The organism is Streptomyces ureilyticus (genome assembly GCF_011045025.1).
Classification (GTDB): domain Bacteria; phylum Actinomycetota; class Actinomycetes; order Streptomycetales; family Streptomycetaceae; genus Streptomyces; species Streptomyces ureilyticus.
This window is the reverse complement of sequence record NZ_JAAKZX010000179.1, coordinates 1-20,206: the sequence shown is the minus strand read 5'-3', so window position 1 is coordinate 20,206 and position 20,206 is coordinate 1. Positions and strand designations below refer to the sequence as shown.

Annotated in this window: 15 protein-coding genes, 2 pseudogenes and 1 riboswitch; of the genes and pseudogenes, 8 read left to right on the top strand and 9 right to left on the bottom strand. The window is 69.8% G+C overall.

All coding sequences use genetic code 11. From position 1 onward, the window contains the following. Positions 1-750 (top strand): annotated as a pseudogene (locus tag G6048_RS36780) (hypothetical protein); the annotation flags it as partial. 616 nt (positions 751-1,366) lie between these two features. On the opposite strand, the pseudogene G6048_RS36775 reads toward G6048_RS36780, so the two are convergent. Further along, a pseudogene (locus G6048_RS36775) lies at positions 1,367-1,654 on the bottom strand (chorismate mutase); the annotation flags it as partial. 433 nt (positions 1,655-2,087) lie between these two features. Here G6048_RS36775 and guaA point away from each other — a divergent pair. Next, positions 2,088-3,662: a glutamine-hydrolyzing GMP synthase gene (gene guaA / locus G6048_RS36770; RefSeq protein ID WP_165343932.1), complete on the top strand. Its 1,575-nt coding sequence runs from the start codon at positions 2,088-2,090 to the stop codon at positions 3,660-3,662. Positions 3,663-3,680: 18 nt separating this feature from the next. Here the strand turns inward: guaA and G6048_RS36765 are convergent, their stop codons facing one another. Both G6048_RS36765 and G6048_RS36760 read right to left on the bottom strand, forming a co-directional pair. Next, positions 3,681-4,196: a pyridoxamine 5'-phosphate oxidase family protein gene (locus G6048_RS36765; protein ID WP_165343931.1), complete on the bottom strand. Its 516-nt coding sequence runs from the start codon at positions 4,194-4,196 to the stop codon at positions 3,681-3,683. Between the two features lie 157 nt (positions 4,197-4,353). After that, positions 4,354-4,902: a hypothetical protein gene (locus G6048_RS36760; RefSeq protein ID WP_165343930.1), complete on the bottom strand. Its 549-nt coding sequence runs from the start codon at positions 4,900-4,902 to the stop codon at positions 4,354-4,356. Between the two features lie 219 nt (positions 4,903-5,121). Here G6048_RS36760 and G6048_RS36755 point away from each other — a divergent pair, with 219 nt between their 5' ends. Further along, the gene (locus tag G6048_RS36755; RefSeq protein ID WP_165343929.1) at positions 5,122-5,916 is read left to right on the top strand and encodes a class II aldolase/adducin family protein; all 795 of its coding nucleotides are present in this window, start codon (positions 5,122-5,124) and stop codon (positions 5,914-5,916) included. An 83-nt stretch (positions 5,917-5,999) separates the two neighbouring features. Here G6048_RS36755 and G6048_RS36750 read toward each other — a convergent pair whose 3' ends face one another. Beyond that, on the bottom strand, positions 6,000-6,905 hold the full coding sequence (locus G6048_RS36750; RefSeq protein ID WP_165343928.1) for a DUF4429 domain-containing protein: 906 nt from the start codon (positions 6,903-6,905) through the stop codon (positions 6,000-6,002). Positions 6,906-7,147: 242 nt separating this feature from the next. Here G6048_RS36750 and G6048_RS36745 point away from each other — a divergent pair, with 242 nt between their 5' ends. After that, positions 7,148-8,413 carry a hypothetical protein gene (locus G6048_RS36745; protein WP_165343927.1) on the top strand — a complete coding sequence of 422 codons (1,266 nt, stop codon included), beginning with the start codon at positions 7,148-7,150 and terminating at the stop codon, positions 8,411-8,413. Between the two features lie 282 nt (positions 8,414-8,695). Then, entirely contained in the window at positions 8,696-9,226 is a 531-nt protein-coding gene (locus G6048_RS36740) for a DoxX family protein (RefSeq protein ID WP_033329205.1), read from the top strand. A 45-nt stretch (positions 9,227-9,271) separates the two neighbouring features. Here G6048_RS36740 and G6048_RS36735 read toward each other — a convergent pair whose 3' ends face one another. Together G6048_RS36735 and G6048_RS36730 are read right to left on the bottom strand one after the other, a co-directional pair. Then, positions 9,272-9,511, bottom strand: coding sequence for a hypothetical protein (locus G6048_RS36735; RefSeq protein ID WP_165343926.1), 240 nt, complete (start codon positions 9,509-9,511; stop codon positions 9,272-9,274). Further along, positions 9,498-10,931, bottom strand: coding sequence for a PspC domain-containing protein (locus G6048_RS36730; RefSeq protein WP_165343925.1), 1,434 nt, complete (start codon positions 10,929-10,931; stop codon positions 9,498-9,500). Before G6048_RS36730 ends, G6048_RS36735 begins: the two co-directional genes overlap by 14 nt. Before the next feature lie 180 nt (positions 10,932-11,111). On the opposite strand from G6048_RS36730, the gene G6048_RS36725 reads away from it, so the two are divergent. After that, a complete protein-coding gene (locus G6048_RS36725) occupies positions 11,112-12,395 on the top strand; it encodes an ATP-binding protein (RefSeq protein WP_165343924.1) in 1,284 nt (427 codons plus the stop codon). After that, complete coding sequence (locus tag G6048_RS36720) at positions 12,392-13,228, top strand: LuxR C-terminal-related transcriptional regulator (RefSeq protein WP_165343923.1); 837 nt, start codon at positions 12,392-12,394, stop codon at positions 13,226-13,228. Before G6048_RS36725 ends, G6048_RS36720 begins: the two co-directional genes overlap by 4 nt. A gap of 225 nt (positions 13,229-13,453) precedes the next feature. Here G6048_RS36720 and G6048_RS36715 read toward each other — a convergent pair whose 3' ends face one another. Both G6048_RS36715 and G6048_RS36710 read right to left on the bottom strand, forming a co-directional pair. Further along, positions 13,454-14,506 (bottom strand): C40 family peptidase, encoded by a 1,053-nt coding sequence (locus tag G6048_RS36715; RefSeq protein ID WP_165343922.1) that lies wholly within the window; start codon positions 14,504-14,506, stop codon positions 13,454-13,456. Between the two features lie 765 nt (positions 14,507-15,271). After that, positions 15,272-16,426 carry a C40 family peptidase gene (locus tag G6048_RS36710; RefSeq protein ID WP_165343921.1) on the bottom strand — a complete coding sequence of 385 codons (1,155 nt, stop codon included), beginning with the start codon at positions 16,424-16,426 and terminating at the stop codon, positions 15,272-15,274. A 7-nt stretch (positions 16,427-16,433) separates the two neighbouring features. Beyond that, positions 16,434-16,605: riboswitch (cyclic di-AMP (ydaO/yuaA leader) on the bottom strand. A gap of 284 nt (positions 16,606-16,889) precedes the next feature. On the opposite strand from G6048_RS36710, the gene pcrA reads away from it, so the two are divergent. Continuing rightward, positions 16,890-19,376 (top strand): DNA helicase PcrA, encoded by a 2,487-nt coding sequence (pcrA, locus tag G6048_RS36705; RefSeq protein WP_165343920.1) that lies wholly within the window; start codon positions 16,890-16,892, stop codon positions 19,374-19,376. 34 nt (positions 19,377-19,410) lie between these two features. Here pcrA and G6048_RS36700 read toward each other — a convergent pair. Continuing rightward, positions 19,411-20,206 (bottom strand): M23 family metallopeptidase (locus G6048_RS36700; protein ID WP_165343919.1); only part of this gene is annotated, 796 nt, incomplete at its 5' end.

Sequence of the window (20,206 nt, the reverse complement as noted above, 5' to 3'; positions counted from 1 at the left end):
CCCTCCGCCGCCCCCGGAACGCCCACCATGGACCGGCCGTTCGCCGGATCTCCGGCCGAGCGGTACGCCGACGGGGAAGCCGGAATCGTGCTGCCGGAGGCGAAGCCGGTCGGCTCGTTCAGCAAGGACCAGGTGGGCCGGGCCCTGGAGCAGACCAAGGCCCTGCTCGTCGACGCGAACATCGACCGTAAGACCCTGCTCGGCGGCACCCCCGAGACCGTGCTCGGCACCCTCGACCCGAAGCAGCCCCAGATGCTCTCCGACGTGCGGTCCTGGCTGCGCAAGCCGGACAAGCAGAACGATCCCCTGCTGATGTTCAGCCGGTTCGACAAGAACGAGGTGCGGCTCGTCGGCGATGTGGTCAAGACCCGTGGACGTATGAGCTTCGAACGGGACGAGAAGGGGTCGGTCGTCATCCGCGCCGACTACACCTTCGTCTACGCGCTGGCCCCGGCCGACCCGGACTCCACGGAGGTGGCCCGCGTCATCGCGCGCCGCGTCCTCGAGACGGGGCTGGCCGATCCGACGCGCTTCCGGCTCACCCCGGGCAAACTGGTGATCGTCCGCTACGACTCGGATCGCGCCAACATCGGCTGCGGCATCTACGACGGCTACATGCACCCGCGGTTCGACTCGGCCCCCACCAAGGGGACGACGAATCCGACAGGGCCCAAGGTCGACCCGTACGACCGCAGCCGAGACATCCAGAACTCCGGTACGGAGACCTGCGACACCGTCTCGCGGACCTGACGGGGAAGCGCAGGGCTTCGGGCATGCGAAGGGCCCCGCGGCGGGGGGATCCGCGGGGCCCTTCCCGGTCAGCACCGACGTCAGGGCAGCGCCGGTGCCTGAGGAGCGGCGCCGGGGGAAGCGCCGCTGGTTCGGTGGTGGTGCGGGTGTCCGCCGGTCTGCGCCCCGGAACACTTGGCGAGCGCCAGTGGGGTAGACCTTTGGCAGTCGAGCGAGACATTGCGGTTGTCTGCGCTGGGACTCGGGTGGGCTGTTCGATTTGTGGCTGCTCTACGCATCGTGCTCGATGGGCGGAGGCCTCCGCAACCGCTTCGACCGCCCTCACACAGATTCGGCCGGTCGGCTCCGGGCGTCCCCGGAGCCGGCCTTCTCTGGTCGTGGCCGGGCTGCTGTCCCCTGCAGTCCGGTCACGTCTACTGGAGCGAGGTCCCACGACGCACGTCCGTACGCCTCATCGCTCCAGCGGAGCCACGCGTGGTTTCTTCGGGCCGCCCCTGGCTGGCACGGACACCGACACCAACGAAGCGCGCCGCGACACGGTCACGCGTCTCACGGGAACGGGTCATGGGTACGTGCGTACACGGAACTCAGATACGGGGACCCCGGGGGCGGGGCCTCAGATGCGGCCCCGGCACAGCTCCAGCAACGTCATCGCCAGCGACGTACCGGGCTTGCCCAGCGCCTCCCTGTAGTGGCCGAGGACCTCCATCTCCCGCGACAGGTTCACCCGTCGCCCGCCGGACGCGATCCGCTCCTCCTGGATCACGGCCGACACGGCCATGCGTTCCTGTACGAGACCGATGATCCGGTCGTCGATCGCGTCGATACGCTCGCGCGCACCGCTGATCACGCCGGCCGCCTCGTCGGTACGGGCACCGGTCTTGTCGAGTACGTCACTCATGTCGGGCTCCTCTTCTTCGAGCGACGTCCTGGACCGGCAAGCCCCGGAAACGTCAAGCGCCCCGGACCTTGTCGGCCCGGGGCGCCTGGTAAGTCGCTTGTCAGTAGCTCAAGCAGCACGACCATGGCAGCCGGTGGGCCGGTTGCCATAGGTAAAGACGAAGGTCGGGTGCGTGAGCATGGGGGGAGTATGGACCGGGCGGCAGCGGTGGGCCAAGCGGTTCCGGATGCTGAGATGGCTGGGCTTCTCAGCCAGGTCCGGCATCAAGCAGCCCGTCTGGGGGCACCTCCCAGCGGTAGCTGGGGGAGTTTGAGGACGAGGCCGTTCAGGCCGATACGGGGGTCCGGGGGCGGAGCCCCAGTGACGGCGCCACCACCACCGAGCTCCCCGCTAAACTCGGCCACACAAGCCCTGCTCAACCGCCGGAAGGCAACCCGTGTCATCAGCGACCCCAGCCGTCCCCGACACCGTCCTGGTCGTCGACTTCGGTGCGCAGTATGCCCAGCTCATCGCCCGACGGGTCCGCGAGGCCCGGGTCTACAGCGAGATCGTGCCGAGCACCATGCCGGTCCCCGACATGCTCGCCAAGAACCCGGCGGCGATCATCCTCTCCGGCGGCCCCTCCTCGGTGTACGCGGAGGGCGCCCCCCGCCTGGACCGCGAGCTCTTCGAAGCCGGCGTCCCCGTCTTCGGCATGTGCTACGGCTTCCAGCTGATGGCGACGACCCTCGGCGGCACGGTCGACAACACGGGCGCCCGCGAGTACGGCCGTACGCCCCTGCACGTCTCCAAGTCGGGCTCCACCCTCTTCGAGGGCACCCCCGACGAGCAGTCGGTGTGGATGTCCCACGGCGACGCGTGCAGCGCCGCACCCGAGGGCTTCGCCGTCACCGCCTCCACGGACGTCGTCCCGGTCGCCGCCTTCGAGAACGACGAGAAGAAGCTGTACGGCGTTCAGTACCACCCGGAGGTCATGCACACCACGCACGGCCAGCAGGTGCTCGAGCACTTCCTGTACCGGGGCGCGGGACTCACCCCCTCCTGGACGACCGGCAGTGTCATCGAGGAGCAGGTCGCGGCCATCCGCGAGCAGGTCGGCACGAAGCGCGCCATCTGCGGGCTCTCCGGCGGCGTGGACTCCGCCGTCGCCGCCGCCCTCGTACAGAAGGCCATCGGCTCGCAGCTGACCTGCGTGTACGTCGACCACGGTCTGATGCGCAAGGGCGAGACCGAGCAGGTCGAGAAGGACTTCGTCGCGGCCACCGGTGTGCAGCTGAAGGTCGTCGACGCCGAGGAGCGCTTCCTCAAGGCGCTCGCCGGGGTCAGCGACCCCGAGGAGAAGCGGAAGATCATCGGACGCGAGTTCATCCGGGTCTTCGAGCAGGCGCAGGCCGAGATCATCGCGGACGCGGGCCCCGAGGTCGCCTTCCTCGTGCAGGGCACCCTCTACCCGGACGTGGTCGAGTCCGGTGGCGGTACCGGCACGGCCAACATCAAGTCCCACCACAACGTGGGCGGGCTGCCGGAGGACCTCGAGTTCCAGCTGATCGAGCCGCTGCGCAAGCTCTTCAAGGACGAGGTCAGGATGGTGGGCCAGGAGCTGGGCCTGCCGGACGAGATCGTGCAGCGCCAGCCGTTCCCCGGCCCCGGCCTCGGCATCCGTATCGTCGGCGAGGTCACCAAGGAGCGCCTCGACCTGCTCCGCGAGGCCGACGCCGTCGCCCGCGAGGAGCTGACCGCGGCCGGACTCGACCGCGATATCTGGCAGTGCCCGGTCGTGCTGCTCGCGGACGTGCGCAGCGTCGGCGTCCAGGGCGACGGCCGGACGTACGGCCATCCGATCGTGCTCCGCCCGGTGTCGAGCGAGGACGCCATGACCGCCGACTGGTCGCGACTGCCGTACGACGTCCTCGCGAAGATCTCGACCCGGATCACGAACGAGGTCGCGGACGTCAACCGCGTCGTCCTCGACGTGACGAGCAAGCCGCCCGGCACGATCGAGTGGGAGTGACGCTCCGGAGCCGGCAACTCACTCGCGCTTGACAGAGCGCAGGGGTTGGCCGGGCTTCCAGAACTGCACGACCAGGTACGCGTTGTTCTCGACGTAGGTCCGTACGACCTCTGTCAGCTCGGTGCGGAAGAGGTGGAACCCCGTCGGCGGTTCCGCCTCTTCCGCCTTTTCCGTCTTCCCCGTGTACAGCGCGTACGTCTCGGGATCGGTGACCTCGACCGCCCGTCCCGAGATCCGTATGTCGCCGCCTCCCATCTCCGTCCCGGCCCCCGCGTTCGCCTGGAGCGCGAAGCGCGGATCGCGGCGCAGGTCCAGTGCCTTGAGCGAGCCCGGCATCATGCCGAGCCACAACTCGCCGTTCTTGAACTGGACTTCAAGCCCCGAGGTGCGGGGCGAACCGTCCTTGCGGAGGGTCGCGAGGACGTGGTGGGTGAAGGCGCCGAAGCGTTCCTCGGTCAGCTTGGCGAGGTCGGGTTCGGCGGCGGTGAAGGCTGCCCAGTTCGGTTTCTGGCTCGGGTTCGGTTTCGGCGTCATACGACGAGTCTGACGCCGAAACCCGACACCTTCTGTCGCTATTGGGGAGCGGTCCTGTCGCTGCTGGAGAGCGGCCCGTCGCTATTGAAGAACGGTCGCCGAGGAGCGGTGCGCAGCGGTTGAGGCGTGGTGTGCAGCGGCTGAGGCGTGGTGTGCCTCAGAGCAGCCCGTGCGCCCTGAGGCGCCGCTCCAGCCGGTCCTTGCGTCCGAGTTCCAGGCGCAGGAAGACCGCGAACACCAGGCCCATCGCGGCGCCGGCGCAGAGCGATGCCCTCCATCCCACGGGGATCAGCAGCAGCGTCATCAGGGCCGCGCTGGCGGTCATGAAGCCGGCCTTGCGGCCCCAGTCGGGGTCGTCGTCCATGGCGTCGAACTCGATCCGGGCCCTGATCAGCCCGACCGCGGGTGCCGCGTCCGGAAGGGGCTTGAGGGTGCCGGGGCGCATGCCCGGCGTGCGGCCGGCCGCCAGCCGGCTGAGCGCGGCGGTGCTCCGCTCGCGTGCCTCGGGGCGGTTGTCCCGGATCAGGCGGACCTGGAGCGTCTGGCCGTTCCTGGTCGTCTCCCCGTACCGGAATCCGTACTGGACGGCGACATAGGTGAGCGCGGCCAGTCTGCGCGGTGAGCCGCCGAGGTCGTTCAGTACGACGACGTCCCGGGTCGCGATCTGCCGGAGCATGTCGGCGACCCGGCGTTCGGTTCTGTTCATGCCTCCCCTCATCTTGTTCGCCTTTCCTGATGGCCCGACCGGATCGTGCCTAATCGGACCGTGCCCGACTGGGCAGTCGGTATCACTCTCGCAGACACGCAGACACTCAACCCGGCACAACGGTTGTGCACTCTCTTCACGAACATCTCTGTTCTCCTGCGCTGACTGACGGTAACTTCCGGGCTGCAAACAAGTCCGTACCTCTGGGCTGGAGGACATATGCACGGGCCCACGCCGCCCCTGCCCCGCCCCACCGAGCAACTGCGCTTCGCCATGCCGCCGATGCACGAGTCGCTCGACGACGAACGGCGGCATCGCAAGGAACGGCTCGCCGGGGCGTTGCGGATCTTCGGGCGTCTCGGTTTCGAGGACGGGGTCTCCGGCCATATCACCGCGCGCGACCCGGAGTTCAGCGACTGCTTCTGGGTAAACCCGTTCGGGATGCCCTTCAAACACGTCACGGTCGGCGATCTTGTCATGGCCAACGGGGAGGGGCAGGTGATCGAGGGGCGCTATCACGTGAATCAGGCGGCGTTCACGGTGCACGCCCAGGTGCATGCCGCCCGTCCGGACGTCGTCGCGGTCGCACACTGTCACTCGGTGCACGGGCGCGCCCTGGCCGCGCTCGGCGAACTGCTCGACCCGATCACCCAGGAGAGCTGCGCCTTTTACGAGGATCACGCCCTTTACGACGCGTATAGCGGTGTCGCCGTGGACGCCGAGGAGGGGCGGCGGATCGCCACCGCGCTCGGCTCCCGAAAGGCGCTGGTGCTGCGCAACCACGGACTGCTGACCGTCGGCGACTCGGTCGACGCGGCGGCCTGGTGGTTCCTGTCCATGGAACGCTCCTCCCAGGTCCAGCTCACCGCCCGCGCGGCGGGCCGGCCCGTGCTCATCGACCACCGGCAGGCGGTGGCGACGCGTGAGCAGCTCGGCGGGGATCTGGTGGCGTGGATCAACTATCAGCCGCTGTGGCAGGACATCAGCCGGAGTGAGCCGGATCTGCTGTCGTGATCTGAGAGTTCCGGTCTGCGGGTTCCGTTCCGGAGGCCTGGTCTGACCTGCGGGTTCCAGGGCGTCCTGGTGCGTCCGGGTCCTCAGAAGTCGCGGAGCACGGCGGCCTTCGTCGCCGCGAACTCCTCGTCCGTCAGCACGCCCTCGCGGTGCAGCTCGCCCAACTCCCGCAGCCGGCGCAGGAGTACGTCGTGATTCGCGGCCTGCGGCTCAGGCGGTACCGCGTCCCTGGTCGTCAGCGGGAGGCGGGGCGCGTCAGCAGGCAGATACTCGCCGGTGCGGGTCGACGGATGCGGAAGACGGGCCGTGACCGCGGTGGCGACCAGCGCCGTGAGCAGATCGCGGCGGGCGCTGCCCCACAAGTCGAGGGCGAACGGGTCCTTCTCCGGCGGGAGTTTGGAGAACGCCGTCTCGCGCGTCACGAAGCGCAGAAAACCGTCCTCGTAACCGGAGTTGGGCAGCCACTCCACCTGAACGAGATCCGGTACGTCGATGATGCGCGGGCCCGTCGCCCGCTTCACCCGGTCCGAGGTGTCGCTCCAGTCGATCCGGACCTGGGTTCCGTCGAACGACACCGTGCCGTCGCTGGACCGTACGGACACCGGCACGGGCGGGCCCGGCAGCAGGTACTCCTTCGCGGGCTCCTTGGGGATCTGCTCGAGGAGCAGCCCCCGGCGTATCTCCTCGGCGACGTACTCGGCGACGCCCGAACGGTCGAGATCCACCGTCAGCCTGTACGGGTCGGCCGCGTCGGGAAGCCGGCCACCGGTCGCCTGGAGCAGCGGGTCGGCGCCCTCGCGAAGTCTCAGGCGCAGCCGGCCGCGCTTGCGTTCGGGCTCGTAGACGACGCTCGCGACCGCTTCGAGGGGCACGGCGATCTCTCCGTACGTCTGCCGGAACAGCGGTACGGAGCGGTGGAGTCCCGGCGTGATCCGGACCGTGTTGCCGTCGAAGGCCCAGGTCCCGTCGCGCTGGATGATCTCGGCCATACGGAAATTCTCGCAGCCGGGTCAACAAGGGGTCGGGGATGCGATGCAGGTTGGGGCGACGGCCGCACCGGTGGGGCGAGGCGGGGCGGGGTACTTCGCCGCCGCTGAGTGGACCTGCCGGGTGAGGTCGCAGTGGCGTACGGCACAATCCCGGTGCTTGGTACTTGCGGTTATGGGCTTGTCCTACGAGTTGGTTCTACGAGTTGGTCCTACGGAGCGGTGCGGGAAGGCGGCAGCGGGCGGTGGCGGTGCAGGAGGCTGGACAAGGCGCGCACGAAGGGGGCTGCACCTGCGGGGACTGTCCGCAGGGGGCGCGCGAAGGGCATCGACGAGCCGTTGCCGCATTCCTTTCCAAGCGGGACGAATTGGCCTCCGGCCGAGGGCTGCCCGCCGCGGTCGCGCACTCGGCTGGGGCCTCACGGCAGTGGGTGTCGGACGAACTGACCCAGTCCGCGGACCTCGTCGCCGAGCGGAGCCGGGCCGAGGGCGAGGCCTGGCTGGGGCTGCTGTGGCGGCGTACGGCCTTCGCGGTGGCGGGAGTCGTCGGGGGCCTGCTTCTGGTGCAGGCGTTCACCGCGATCGGGGCGGGCTGGACCGCCGCGCGGACCGCCGGCTTCCTCGCCGCGCTCGTCGTGGGCGGGCTGCTGGTCGCGGCGTCGTGGTTCCACCGGGCGCGCGGGGGTGCGCTGGCGCCCGTCATCGGTGAGGACAACCGGCTGTCCACTTCCCGTGCGGTGGCGGCGAGTTGGGTGCTGTTCGTCGTCTACGCCGTGCTGGTGCTGGCGGGCCGCCTCGCGGGCGAGTCCTCGCCGGGCGAACGTGACGCGCTGATCTCCGGGCTCGAACTCGCCCGTGGCGCGGGCATCGTCACCGTTCTCGCCATGGTGTGCGGGATCGCTGTGCTGGTGCGACGGGTGGTGGGCCTGCGCGTGCTCGGTCAGCGCCTGCAGAAGATACGTGCCGACCGGCCGCGGGCCGCCGACCTGCTGACCGACGACTCGGGTCGGGGCAACTTCGCGGACACGCAGTACGTGGTGATCACCGGCGCCGCGCTGGTGTTCGCGGCGGTACGGCTCGCGCGGCGGCCCGAGCAGTTGCCGGACCTGCCGTGGGGACTGGCGCTGGTGGTGCTGGTCTCGGCGGCGACGTACGTCGCCGCCAAGTACGCGGAGGGCGGGCGACCGGTGATCTACTCGGTCGTCCGGTCCCGCGAGGCCGGGGACCTGGACGCGCCGATCCGCACGGGCGACGACATCGAGATCCGGGGCGCCGGTTTCGTGCCACCGGGTGCGCACACGGCCGACCGCCTGTCGCGGATGGTGGTCCGGATCGGTGCTGTCCATGTCCATGTACCGCTCGTGCCCGTGGCCGGGGGTTTCCGGAATCCGTCCGACGCGGTTCTGACTGTGCCGGTGCCTGCGGATGTGGAACCAGGGCGGGTAGAGGTGCAGGTGGTCACTGCGGCGGGGGCCGAGACGAACCGGTACGCGATCGATGTGACGGATTGACTGGGTCGGTTGAGGGGGCGCCTACCGGCAGGGTGAGTTCGGTTCATAGGCGACTGCGGCTCCGCCGCGATGGGGGCCCTGCTCGAGCGCAGCCGAGAGTGGGGGAGCGACAAGCCACGACGAACCCGCACTCGTCAACGAACCCAACCGCCCCTCCGCCGGAGGCCCCCGCTCCACCGCCGGAGGTAAAAAGTTCGGTCCGCGGTTGAGCCGCCCGCCCAAGGGCTACGTATGGTCTGTTGAGGGGCGAACTGTCTGTTCGGTGAGAGGTGGCGGAGGGCGATGGCTCACGGTATGCGGATGGATACGCACTCCGGTTACCTCGACGGCGGAGGCAGAGACTGGCGGGACGCCGCCACCCGGTACGCCCTGCTACCGCTGCGCGTCTTCCTCGGCGTCACCTTCATCTACGCGGGGATCGACAAGCTCACCGACAGCGCGTTCATGTCGGAGGCCGGTTCTGGTTCGATCGGCGACATGATGCGCACGGTGCGCGACTCCTCGGCCATCCCGGAACTCGTCGACCTCTCCCTCAAGAACCCGGTCGGCTTCGCCTACGCCATCGCCTTCGGCGAACTCGCCGTCGGCATCGGCACCTTGATCGGCCTGTTCGCCCGCCTCGCCGCGTTCGGTGGTGCCATGATCTCCCTCAGCCTCTGGCTGACCGTGAGCTGGCCCTCGGACCCGTACTACTACGGCAACGACCTCCCCTACCTGATGGCCTGGCTCCCCCTCGTACTCGCCGGTGCGTCGGTGTTCTCGATCGACTCGATGTTGCGATCACGACGAAGGCAGCGAGCCGGCGCGTACTAGGCCTGGCCAGGGCCTCCGGCGATCAGGTCCAGCTCCCTCCAGCTCTCAGCTCTGCGTGGGCGCCTCCCGCGTCTCCCGGGAAGCGAGGCTTTTGCGGCGGTGGCGTATCGCGTGGGTCACCGTGCCCGTCGCTGCCGCCAAGAACAGGCCGCCGGTGACGAGAGGGATCACCGCGAACCAAGGGGTCTCCCAGAGCCCGCCCGCGTCGCCGGCGTAGACGATGCCGGTGAGCGTGAGGAAGAAGCCCGCTATCAGTCGGCCGGGCTGGAAGTCATGACGTAGCACGGGACACCTCCGCCTGTCCGACGCCGACCTCGAGGGTGAGGTCGAGCGTGCCGCCGTTCTTGGTGTTGCCCGTGGGCCTGAGGGTGCGTTCCTCGTACTTACCGGGGGCCACGTCCACGTCCTGCTTTCCGTCGCCGGGGAACTGGATGTCGCCGACGCCCACGTCGACGTTCAGCTTCACGGTCGCGTCCTTGGGCACGACGACCTTGAGCTGGCCTACGCCCACCTCGACGTTCGTCGTCACGGTCTGGCCCTCGGTGAGGCGTATCCGGGTCAGATCGAGTGTGCCGACGCCTGTGCCGAGTTCGTAGGCCGGCCGTACGTCCGCCACCGCGGCCGGTGTCCAGTTCGTGCGCACCCAGTGCGTGCTGATGTCCTTAGGGAGCGCCGCCGAGCAGGCCAGCAGGGCCGCGGTGGTGATCGCGAGGAAGACCGACCCCGCTCCCGTACGCCCCAGGAACGCGCTGACCGCTATGCCTGTGCCAAGGACGATGAGGGCGCTCGCCAGGCCGGCCTGGAGGCTGGTGCCCAGCGCGTGTTCCTCCCAGGTCGCACCGGTGCCGAGGGCGCCCGCCAGCAGGGCGAGCAGGAACACCCAGCCGCCGATCCAGCGAGGGCCGCGCGGCTTCGGCTCGCGCGCGCGTATGTCCGGGCGGTAGTTGCCCTGCGCGATGTTCACCGCCGCTGCGATGTCCCGGCCCCGGGTGTCACTCGGACCCCACAGATAACCCGTGCCTCCCACATGAGTGCCGTCCTTGACGATGGGGTCGCGCCACCAGGAGGAGAAGGAGGCGGGGACGGGCGGTGCCTGGGCTTCGGGTGGAGCGTCGCCGACCGCCTGTGCGGCGAGTGGGTCGGGGCCGGGGGCGCCGCGCTGCCGCGACCAGTAACCGGCGCCCGCGAGCACCAGCGCGAGCGTGGTGGCGAAGGTGAGCACCCCGCCGTTGCCCAGCATGGACAGGAACACCCCGCAGCCGACCAGCGCGAAGAGCACGGCCGTCAGGGCCTGGCCGTCCACGCGGCCGGTGAGCAGCTTGCGCAGCTCGTTCTCCTCCTCGTCGTCGTACGCCACGAACAGCCAGGCGAAGCCGTAGAAGATGAGGCCGATGCCGCCGCTCGCCGAGAGCACCGCGAGCCCGATGCGGAAGATCACCGGGTCCATGTCGCACTGCCGCCCGAGCCCCGCGCACACGCCGCCCAGCATCTTGTGCCGCCGGTCGCGCCGGAACTTCTGCGGGACCTGGGGCACGACCGGATCCCCGGGCGCGGGCGGGTCCCCGTGCGCGCGCGGTTCCTCAGCCGCGGTGGCCGGGGCGCCGGCGGCGGGCACCGTGTCCCGCGGCTCGGCGGGCGGAGCCTCGCCGGGACGCGGGCCGGAGCCGGGTCCTGGACCCGTCGCGGCGTGCGTGTGATCTGTCATGTGTCCATGGTGACGGGCGCGGCGGCCGGGCGGCAGTCGGGACAACCCTGGCCGAACCCTGAAATCGTCCCCGAGGCATTGGGCCCTTGATCCCCGAGACACCCCGGGCTTCGAAGATCAGGGGAGTCTCGGGGGTCGACCCTGATGTCCTGGCCCGCCTCGCGTGTGAATATCGATGGCATGCCGGAAGTCGCAGCTGTGCCCGTCGAGGACCCGCGGCCGCCGCGCAAGCTCTACCGCAGCAGCGACGGACGCTGGCTCGGTGGTGTGGCGCGGGGGCTCGCCGGGCATCTCGGGCTGCCCGTGGTCTGGGTGCGGCTGGTCTTCGTCGGACTGTTCATGGCCGAGGGCCTCGGGGCCTTGCTGTATGCCGCGTTCTGGTTCTTCGTGCCGCTGGGCGTCGGAGGCGTGGACACCGGACGGCCTCCGGCCCTCGCCACCGAGACCTCCGCTGACGGGCGCCGCAGACTCGTCGCCCGCAAGCCCGACAAGGGCCAGATCGTCGCACTGCTCGCGATGGTCGTCGTCGCCATGATCTTCGTCGGCAATGTGGATCTGAGCGGCGGGGCCAGACTGTACCTCTGGCCCGTCGTTCTCGTCGGCGCGGGCGTGGCCCTGGTCTGGCGCCAGGCGGACAACGCGCGCCGGGCCCGCTGGATGGAGGTCGGCCGCCACCGGCGCACACTGACGCTGGCCCGCTCCGCGGCCGGAGTCCTGCTGGTCACCGTAGGTGTCTCCGGGATATTCGTCCTCCAGGGCTCCGCCGCCCACCTCGGCTCGGTGTTGCAGGCGGCGCTCGCGGTCCTCGTCGGTATAGCGCTGCTCGCCGGCCCCTATCTCGTACGCATGACCCAGGACCTCTCCGAGGAGCGGCTGATGCGTATCCGTGCCCAGGAGCGGGCGGAGGTGGCCGCCCATGTCCACGACTCGGTGCTGCACACCCTGACGCTGATACAGCGGAACGCGGAGAACGCGGGCGAGGTCCGCCGCCTCGCCCGTGCCCAGGAGCGCGACCTGCGTAACTGGCTCTACAAACCGGAGGGCACCGGCAAGGACGAGGCCGACGAGCCGGACACTCTCGCCGAGGCGGTCCGGCGCAGCGCGGCGGAGGTGGAGGACAAGCACGGCGTCCCCATAGAGGTCGTGGTCGTCGGTGACTGCCCGCTCGACGAAAGAATCGGGGCTCAGATGCAGGCCGCGAGGGAAGCGATGGTGAACGCGGCCAAGTACGGTGGCGAGGGCGGCGCGGTGCAGGTCTACGCCGAGGTCGAGGGCAGGACGGTCTTCGTGTCCGTCAGGGACCGCGGCCCAGGTTTCGACCTGGATGCGATACCCGCCGACCGCATGGGTGTCAGAGAATCGATCATCGGCCGCATGGAGCGCAACGGCGGCACGGCCCGGCTGCGCGCCGTGCCGGACGGCGGCACGGAGGTCGAGCTGGAGATGGAGAGGGCGAAGACATGAGCGACGCGAACGAGCCGGCCGGGACGGTCGAGCCGGGCGGTGGCGCGACCGGCGCGGGCGCGGCCGACGGCCCTGCCACGGGCACCGGCTCTGCCGCGGCCGACGCGCCGCAGGCTGCCGCCGAAGCCAACGACCCGGCGGGCACGCCCGATTCGGCGGATGCCGGACCGGGTCGGCGAGTCCGGGTGGTCCTCGTCGACGATCACCGCATGTTCCGTACGGGGGTCCAGGCGGAGATCGGGCAGACCGAGCGGACGGGTGTCGAGGTGGTCGGGGAGGCCGCCGACGTCGACCAGGCCGTCTCGGTCATCACGTCGACCCGGCCCGAGGTCGTACTCCTCGACGTGCACCTTCCGGGTGGCGGCGGGGTCGAAGTCCTGCGCCGCTGCGCCCCGTTGATGGCGGATGCCGAGCAGCCCGTACGGTTCCTCGCGCTGTCCGTCTCCGACGCCGCCGAGGACGTCATCGGCGTCATCCGGGGCGGCGCGCGGGGCTATGTGACGAAGACGATCACCGGCACCGACCTCGTCAACTCCGTTTTCCGCGTCCAGGACGGCGACGCGGTGTTCTCCCCGCGCCTGGCCGGATTCGTCCTCGACGCCTTCGCCTCCACCGACGCCCCGCCCGTCGACGAGGACCTCGACCGCCTCACCCAACGCGAGCGCGAGGTCCTCCGCCTCATCGCCCGCGGGTACGCCTACAAGGAGATCGCCAAGCAGCTGTTCATCTCGGTGAAGACGGTGGAGTCCCATGTCTCGGCGGTCCTCAGAAAGCTCCAGCTGTCCAACCGCCACGAGCTGACCCGGTGGGCGACGGCACGACGACTGGTCTGACCCGGTCCGGACGAACAGCCGTCGCGACTAGTTCTTGCGGGCCGTCACGAGGGTGAAGGAGAGGTATTCGCCGGCGTCCGCCGTGAGCAACCCAATTCCTCGGGATGGGGTGGATGGTGGTGCCCCCGCCGCGGTAACAGGGACGCGTTGGTGTCGGCGAAGCGGTTCGCGGATCCGGGGAATCCAGGGCGGTGGGACGGTAAGGGCGGCGGGGGCGAGACAACCTCACACCACCCGCGTGGCCCCCGCGAACGGCATCTCGTCCAGCGGAGCGAGCCGCACCGGCGCCGAAGGATTGGGCGCGTGGATCATCTGCCCGTTACCCACGTAGAGCCCCACATGACTGATGCTCGAGTAGAAGAACACCAGGTCGCCTGGCCGGAGGCCGCCGCGCGCGACACGCTCCCCGGCCTCGATCTGGTCATACGTCGTCCGAGGCAGCGAGATCCCCGCGGAGCGGTACGCCGCCTGCATGAGCCCCGAGCAGTCGAAGGCGTCGGGCCCGGTGGCGCCCCACACATACGGGCTGCCGAGCTTCTCGTACGCGTACGTAATGGCGGCCGCAGCCCGCGAGTTGGGAGCCCCAGCGGTCGAGCCCGGTGCCGGCGAGGCGGAGGCGCGGGAGGCACGAGCCGTGGCTGCATCGTCCGCGCCGATCCGCGCGCGCTGCTCGTCCGTCAGCCGGGACAGGAGCCGCCGGGCCTCGCCCAGCTTGCCGGTGACCGTCTTCTTGTGCCGGTTCAGCGCCGCCTGCTGGGACTTGAGCGAGGCCAGCTCGACATGGGCGGCCCCGCGCAACTGCTCGATCTCCCGCAGTTGGCCGCGTACGCGCGAAACGGCCGAGGCCTGCCGACTGCCGGCGCGTTCGGCGAACGCGGCCTCATCCAGGTACTGATCGGGCTCCGAAGAGAGGATGAGCCGCAGCGCCGGGTCGAGGCCGCCGTCCCGGTACTGCGCGGCAGCCACCGAACCCAGCGCGTCCCGCTCGGAGTTGAGCCGCTCCGTCCGGCGGGCGGCCTCGTCCTGCAGAGAGTCCACCCGGTCCTCCGCCTTGTCGGCCTTCTCCTTCGCCCCGTTGTACTTCTCGGTGGCGACCTCCGCCTCCTGGTACAACTTGTCGACCTTCGCCCGCACCTGATCCGGCGTCAGCCGAGGCTCGGCGTGCCCCGCCCCGTCGAAGGAGGTCGCGCTCGCCGCGCCCGCCAGCGCGATCGTGAAGGCGGTACGGGCCGTATTGCCCCCGAGTGAGCGCTGTCTTGGCTTGCGGTGCGCTGCCACCTGGACACACTTCCTTCCCGAACGGTCCGGTCACGCGTCCGGCGGCGGCGCGCACAGGGGAGCGGGCCGCCGCCGGATCTCCTCGGCGGTGATGTCCGGCTGCCGCCCCTGGCCCGGGCGGCGGTGAAGAGCCGGTCACCTGGGGAAGGACGCTAAACCTGGGCGTGGGCGCTTGGTAACGGCATGTACGGAACTGTCGGCACTGGGCCGTGTGGTGACCGTATGCGACCGTGATCCCGGCCTGGAGCCGTCAAGTTGACGCGGGGCGTTGACCGATGCGGGGGTTGTGGAGGAGCGGGCGGCGCGGCGGTGCTAGGGGGCCCGTCGGCGTCCGTCAGGTGCCGTACGGGGTCTGCTCCGGGGCGCGGCGCGGTCTTTGAGGCCTTACGGGAGCCCTCGTTAGGCTCACAAGTCGGATTAGCGATCCGTAGTAGACCTGTGGCAGAGTGTTACGCGCACGCCCGGCGCCCAGGCGACGTCGGGCACCCTCCTCGGTGAGGTCGCGAGGCCTCACCGACCAGCGTCCGGAGGGACGTGCCACGAGGGCTGACGGCTCCCGCCGACCAGCACCAGGGCACGAAGACGATTGGTTCACGTCTCTGAGCAACACTGGGGATCGTTAAGCCAATCAGAGACGCTCCGGCTTCATGGACGTACTCATCCATCTCCTCGGGTCGCAAAGTCGGGCCTTGAAGAGCGCCAAGTCAGTGGAGGCCAAGGCTCACGCGCGCGTGCACCCCAAAAAGGGGTCCACGCGCGCGTGCTTCACGCCGGACGGACCACGCTGTGGACCGGCATGTAGTAGATCGACTCCTCACGGACGTACGCACCCGGCTTCGGGGCGTGGATCATCATGCCGTCGCCGAGGTAGAGGCCGACGTGGCTGATGTCGTCGTAGAAGAAGACGAGATCGCCGGGCTGGGCGCTGGCGACGGAGACCTGGGTGCCGGTCTTGACCTGGTCCCAGGTGGTGCGCGGGAGGGTGACGCCGGCGGCCTTCCAGGCGGCCTGGGTGAGGCCGGAGCAGTCGTAGGAGTCCGGACCTGAGGCGCCCCAGACGTACGGCTTGCCGGTCTGGGAACGGGCGAAGGCGAGCGCCTTCTCGCCCTTGGCGGTCGAGGCGCCCGCGGAGGTGCCCGTGCCGGTCGAGGTCCCCGCGCCGGTGGAGGGCGCGGGAGTCGGCTGTGCCTGCTGCTGTTGGCGGCGCTGCTCCTCCGCGGCCTGCTGCTGCCGCGCAAGCTCCTCCGCCTTGCGCTGGGCCTCCTGCCGCTTCTCCTGCTCGATCGCCGCGAGCCGCGCCTTCTCCTCGGTGGTCAGCCGCGAGAGCAACTGGCGGGCCTCGGCGAGCTTCCGCTGAACGTCCGCCTTGGACGACTTCAGGGTGTTCTCGGTCTTGGTGAGCGCCTGAAGGCTCTCGGAGGCCTCCTGACGCTTCTGCGTCATCTCGGACTGCTGCGTCGCGTAGTCGTCGACGGCCTGCTGCTGGCGGCTGGTCAGCCGGTCCATCAGCTGGTTCTGGTCGAAGTAGTCCTGCGGACTGTCCGCGAGCAGCATGGCCGCGGCGTCAGGAGCGGCGGCGCCCGTACGGTACTGCTCCGCGGCGAACGTACCGAGCTCCTCGCGCGCCTCGTTGAGCTTCTGGGTGCGGGAGGCAACGTCGTCAAGGAGGTTGTCGGCCTTCTTGCGCTGCTTGCTGGTCTTCTCCTTGGCGCCGTTGTACTTCTCGGTCGCCGTCTCCGCTTGCGCGTAGAGGTCGTCGACCTTCTTCTGGACTTCGTCGAGGCTGGGCTTCGGCTCCGCCGAGGGCGAGGCGTTCGCGGTCTGCGACAGGAGGGCCACCGAGGTGAGAGCGGCGGTGGCGAGGGCAGGGGTCCGTATGCCCTTGGGACTGGACGACCGCGCTTTGCGGTGTGGCGCCACGAAGGCGACTCCTTCCGTGCTCCGCCTACCGAGTTAGCTGTCGGGTTCGGGCGTGTGCTTCGGAAGGTTTGCCCTACGGTCCTTGTCCCCTAAGGGAGTTGGACCGATTCACCCCAAGGTCGGTGGGTCCCCGGCTCCGGGTTGCCACAAGGGCGTACCGGACTCGGCGGGAGCCGCACGGCCCGGCGACGTTCGCCGGTGGGGGTCGAGCGGCCCACTGCGAAAGCTAACCAACTCGTGTGGCTCCTGTGAAGGTTGATGAGCGAATTGTCCGATACGTTTTCGTGACCTTAGCCTCATGCGCCATGATCCGTCGCCGACCGTGACGGGACGGTCCTGGAGGGTGAGAGAAATCCGGGCGGGCTCCCGGCAGCCTGGTACGAGCGGAGTTCTCAGGGTTTTCCCGGACAGCTTTTCAGGGCGGCGGCGAGCTGTCAGTGGGGGAGCCTAGACTCGGAGAGCGATGAGCAGCCTCTTTGATGACAGCTTCCTGGCGGACCTCAAACCCTCGCGGGACCACGAGGAAGAGCCCCCGCCACCGCCCGAGGACGAGCACGTACCGGAGCAGGTTCCGGACGATCTGTTCGGCGGGAAGTTCGACGTGCCGCCGGACCGGGAGGCGTACTACCGCGATGGCGCCCCCCGTCCGCACGTGGACGCGGCCGCGCTCCTGGAGGGGCTCAACGACAACCAGCGTGCGGCGGTCGTGCATTCCGGCTCCCCCCTGCTCATCGTGGCCGGCGCTGGTTCGGGCAAGACCCGTGTGCTCACACACCGGATCGGTTACTTGCTCGGCGAGCGCAAGGTGCATCCCGGCCAGATTCTCGCGATCACATTCACCAACAAGGCCGCGGGCGAGATGAAGGAGCGCGTCGAGCACCTCGTCGGCCCGCGTGCGAACGCGATGTGGGTGATGACCTTCCACAGCGCCTGCGTACGGATCCTGCGGCGGGAGTCGAAGAAGCTCGGCTTCACCTCCTCGTTCTCGATCTACGATGCCGCCGACAGCAAGCGCCTCATGGCCCTGGTCTGCCGCGACCTGGACCTCGACCCGAAGCGCTTCCCGCCCAAGTCGTTCAGCGCCAAGATCTCGAATCTCAAGAACGAGCTGATCGACGAGGAGGACTTCGCCGCGCAGGCGAGTGACGGCTTCGAGAAGACCCTCGCCCAGGCGTACGCGCTCTACCAGTCGCGGCTGCGCGAGGCGAACGCGCTCGACTTCGACGACCTGATCATGACCACCGTCAACCTCCTTCGGGCCTTCCCGGACGTCGCCGAGCACTACCGCCGCCGCTTCCGCCACGTCCTGGTGGACGAGTACCAGGACACCAACCACGCCCAGTACGCCCTCGTACGAGAACTCGTCGGCACCTCCGAGCACCCCGCGGACGTACCCCCGAGCGAGCACGACGTGCCGCCCGCCGAGCTGTGCGTCGTCGGTGACGCCGACCAGTCCATCTACGCCTTCCGCGGCGCGACCATCCGCAACATCCTCCAGTTCGAGGAGGACTACCCGGACGCGACGACGATCCTCCTGGAGCAGAACTACCGCTCCACACAGACGATCCTGAGCGCGGCGAACGCGGTCATCGAGCGCAACGAAAGCCGCCGCCCCAAGAACCTGTGGACCAACGCGGGCACGGGCGCGCGCATCACCGGCTACGTCGCCGACACGGAGCACGACGAGGCACAGTTCGTCGCCGACGAGATCGACCGGCTGACGGACGCAGGGGAGGCGAAGGCGGGCGACGTCGCCGTCTTCTACCGTACGAACGCCCAGTCCCGTGTCTTCGAAGAGGTCTTCATCCGTGTCGGCCTGCCCTACAAGGTCGTCGGTGGCGTGCGCTTCTACGAGCGCAAGGAAGTCCGGGACGTCCTCGCGTACTTGAGGGTGCTCGCCAACCCGGAGGACTCCGTACCGCTGAGGCGGATCCTCAACGTCCCCAAGCGGGGCATCGGCGACCGCGCCGAGGCGATGATCGACGCACTCGCCTCACGGGAGAAGATCAGTTTCTCCCAGGCGCTGCGCCGCGTCGACGAGGCGTACGGCATGGCGGCCCGCTCCACGAACGCCGTCAAGCGGTTCAACACGCTGATGGAGGACCTGCGGACCATCGTCGAATCGGGCGCGGGCCCGGCGACCGTCCTGGAAGCGATCCTCGAACGCACCGGCTACCTGGCCGAGTTGCAGGCCTCCACGGACCCACAGGACGAGACCCGCATCGAGAACCTTCAGGAACTCGCCGCCGTGGCCCTGGAGTTCGAGCAGGAGGCCGGTGAGGGCGAGGCCTCGGGCGGGCTTTCCGACTTCCTGGAGCGGGTGGCGCTCGTCGCCGACTCCGACCAGATCCCCGACGAGGAGGAGGACGGCTCCGGCGTCATAACGCTGATGACCCTCCACACCGCCAAGGGCCTCGAATTCCCCGTGGTGTTCCTGACCGGCATGGAGGACGGCGTTTTCCCGCACATGCGTGCCCTCGGCCAGACCAAGGAACTGGAGGAGGAGCGGCGGCTCGCGTACGTCGGCATCACGCGCGCGCGGGAGCGGCTGTATCTGACCCGCTCCTCGATGCGGAGCGCCTGGGGGCAGCCCTCGTACAACCCGCCGTCCCGCTTCCTTGAGGAGATCCCGGACACCCATCTGGAGTGGAAGCGGACGGGGTCCATGGGAGCGGTGGCCTCCGGCCCCGCGGCGGGTGTGGCGGCCTCCCTGTCCTCCTCGCGCTCCGCAGCCTCGGGCGCCTCCGGTTTCGCCACGCGGCGGGGGGGTGCCACGGAGAAGCCGGTGGTGTCGCTGGCGGTGGGTGACCGGGTCACCCACGACCAGTTCGGGCTCGGCACGGTGGTCGGCGTGAAGGGCACGGGGTCGAACGCGGAGGCGACGATCGACTTCGGGGACACCAAGCCGAAGCGGCTGCTGCTGCGGTACGCGCCGGTGCAGAAGCTGTAGCCCTGCGGGGCTCGGTGGCCGCGCGGCGGGGCGGTTACGTCGGGTTGAGGCCGTGGCTGCGGAGCCACGGCAGGGGGTCGATCGCGTCGCCGGCGCCCGGGCGTACCTCGAAGTGGAGGTGCGGACCCGTCGAGTTGCCGGAGTTGCCGGAGTACGCGATCGGGTCGCCGGCCTTCACCTCGGTCCCGGAAGCGACCTTGTAGGTGGAGAGGTGGCAGTACCACGTCTCCGTACCGTCCTTGGCGGTCACGATCGCCATGTTCCCGTAGGCGCTGTTCCACTCCGTACGGACGACGCCGTCCGTCGCGGCCCTCACCGTCGTGCCGTACGAGACGGGGAAGTCGATGCCTGTGTGTACGGACATCCAGTTGATGCCGGCCTGGCCGTAGTAGGCGCTGATCCCCTCCTGCTCGACCGGCAGCGCGAACTTCGGACGCAGTCGCTCCTTGCGCGCCGCCTCAGCTGCCGCCCGCTTCTTTTCGGCCGCCTGCTGGGCCTTGAGATCGATCCGCTCCTGCGTGCGGCTTGCCCGGTCGGCGAAGTCGTCCGCGTCCGCGGTCAGGCTCTCGAGCTGGGTGTCCAGCTTGTTGTTGGCGGTCGCGGGCTGCACACCGGTCGTGTCGGTCGCGGCCGTCGTCTCGTTGCGCTCGTTCCCGCCTCCACTGCCCACGGACGCCGCCGCGATCCCGGCCACGCCCATCACACACGCTGACGGCACGGCGACCGTCAGCAGAGCGGAACGCTTGGGTGGGGTACGGCGGCGGGAGCGGGAGGCCGCACGGGCCGCGGTGCGGGAACCCGGGCGGGGGGCCGGCAGGACGGCGGTGGCG

Coding starts and splice junctions, on each gene's coding strand:
- G6048_RS36765 (WP_165343931.1), bottom strand. CDS start 4,196: ATGACGCCGAAACCGAACCCGAGCCAGAAACCGAACTGGGCAGCCTTC.
- G6048_RS36760 (WP_165343930.1), bottom strand. CDS start 4,902: ATGAACAGAACCGAACGCCGGGTCGCCGACATGCTCCGGCAGATCGCG.
- G6048_RS36755 (WP_165343929.1), top strand. CDS start 5,122: ATGCACGGGCCCACGCCGCCCCTGCCCCGCCCCACCGAGCAACTGCGC.
- G6048_RS36750 (WP_165343928.1), bottom strand. CDS start 6,905: ATGGCCGAGATCATCCAGCGCGACGGGACCTGGGCCTTCGACGGCAAC.
- G6048_RS36740 (WP_033329205.1), top strand. CDS start 8,696: ATGGCTCACGGTATGCGGATGGATACGCACTCCGGTTACCTCGACGGC.
- G6048_RS36730 (WP_165343925.1), bottom strand. CDS start 10,931: ATGACAGATCACACGCACGCCGCGACGGGTCCAGGACCCGGCTCCGGC.
- G6048_RS36725 (WP_165343924.1), top strand. CDS start 11,112: ATGCCGGAAGTCGCAGCTGTGCCCGTCGAGGACCCGCGGCCGCCGCGC.
- G6048_RS36720 (WP_165343923.1), top strand. CDS start 12,392: ATGAGCGACGCGAACGAGCCGGCCGGGACGGTCGAGCCGGGCGGTGGC.
- pcrA (WP_165343920.1), top strand. CDS start 16,890: ATGAGCAGCCTCTTTGATGACAGCTTCCTGGCGGACCTCAAACCCTCG.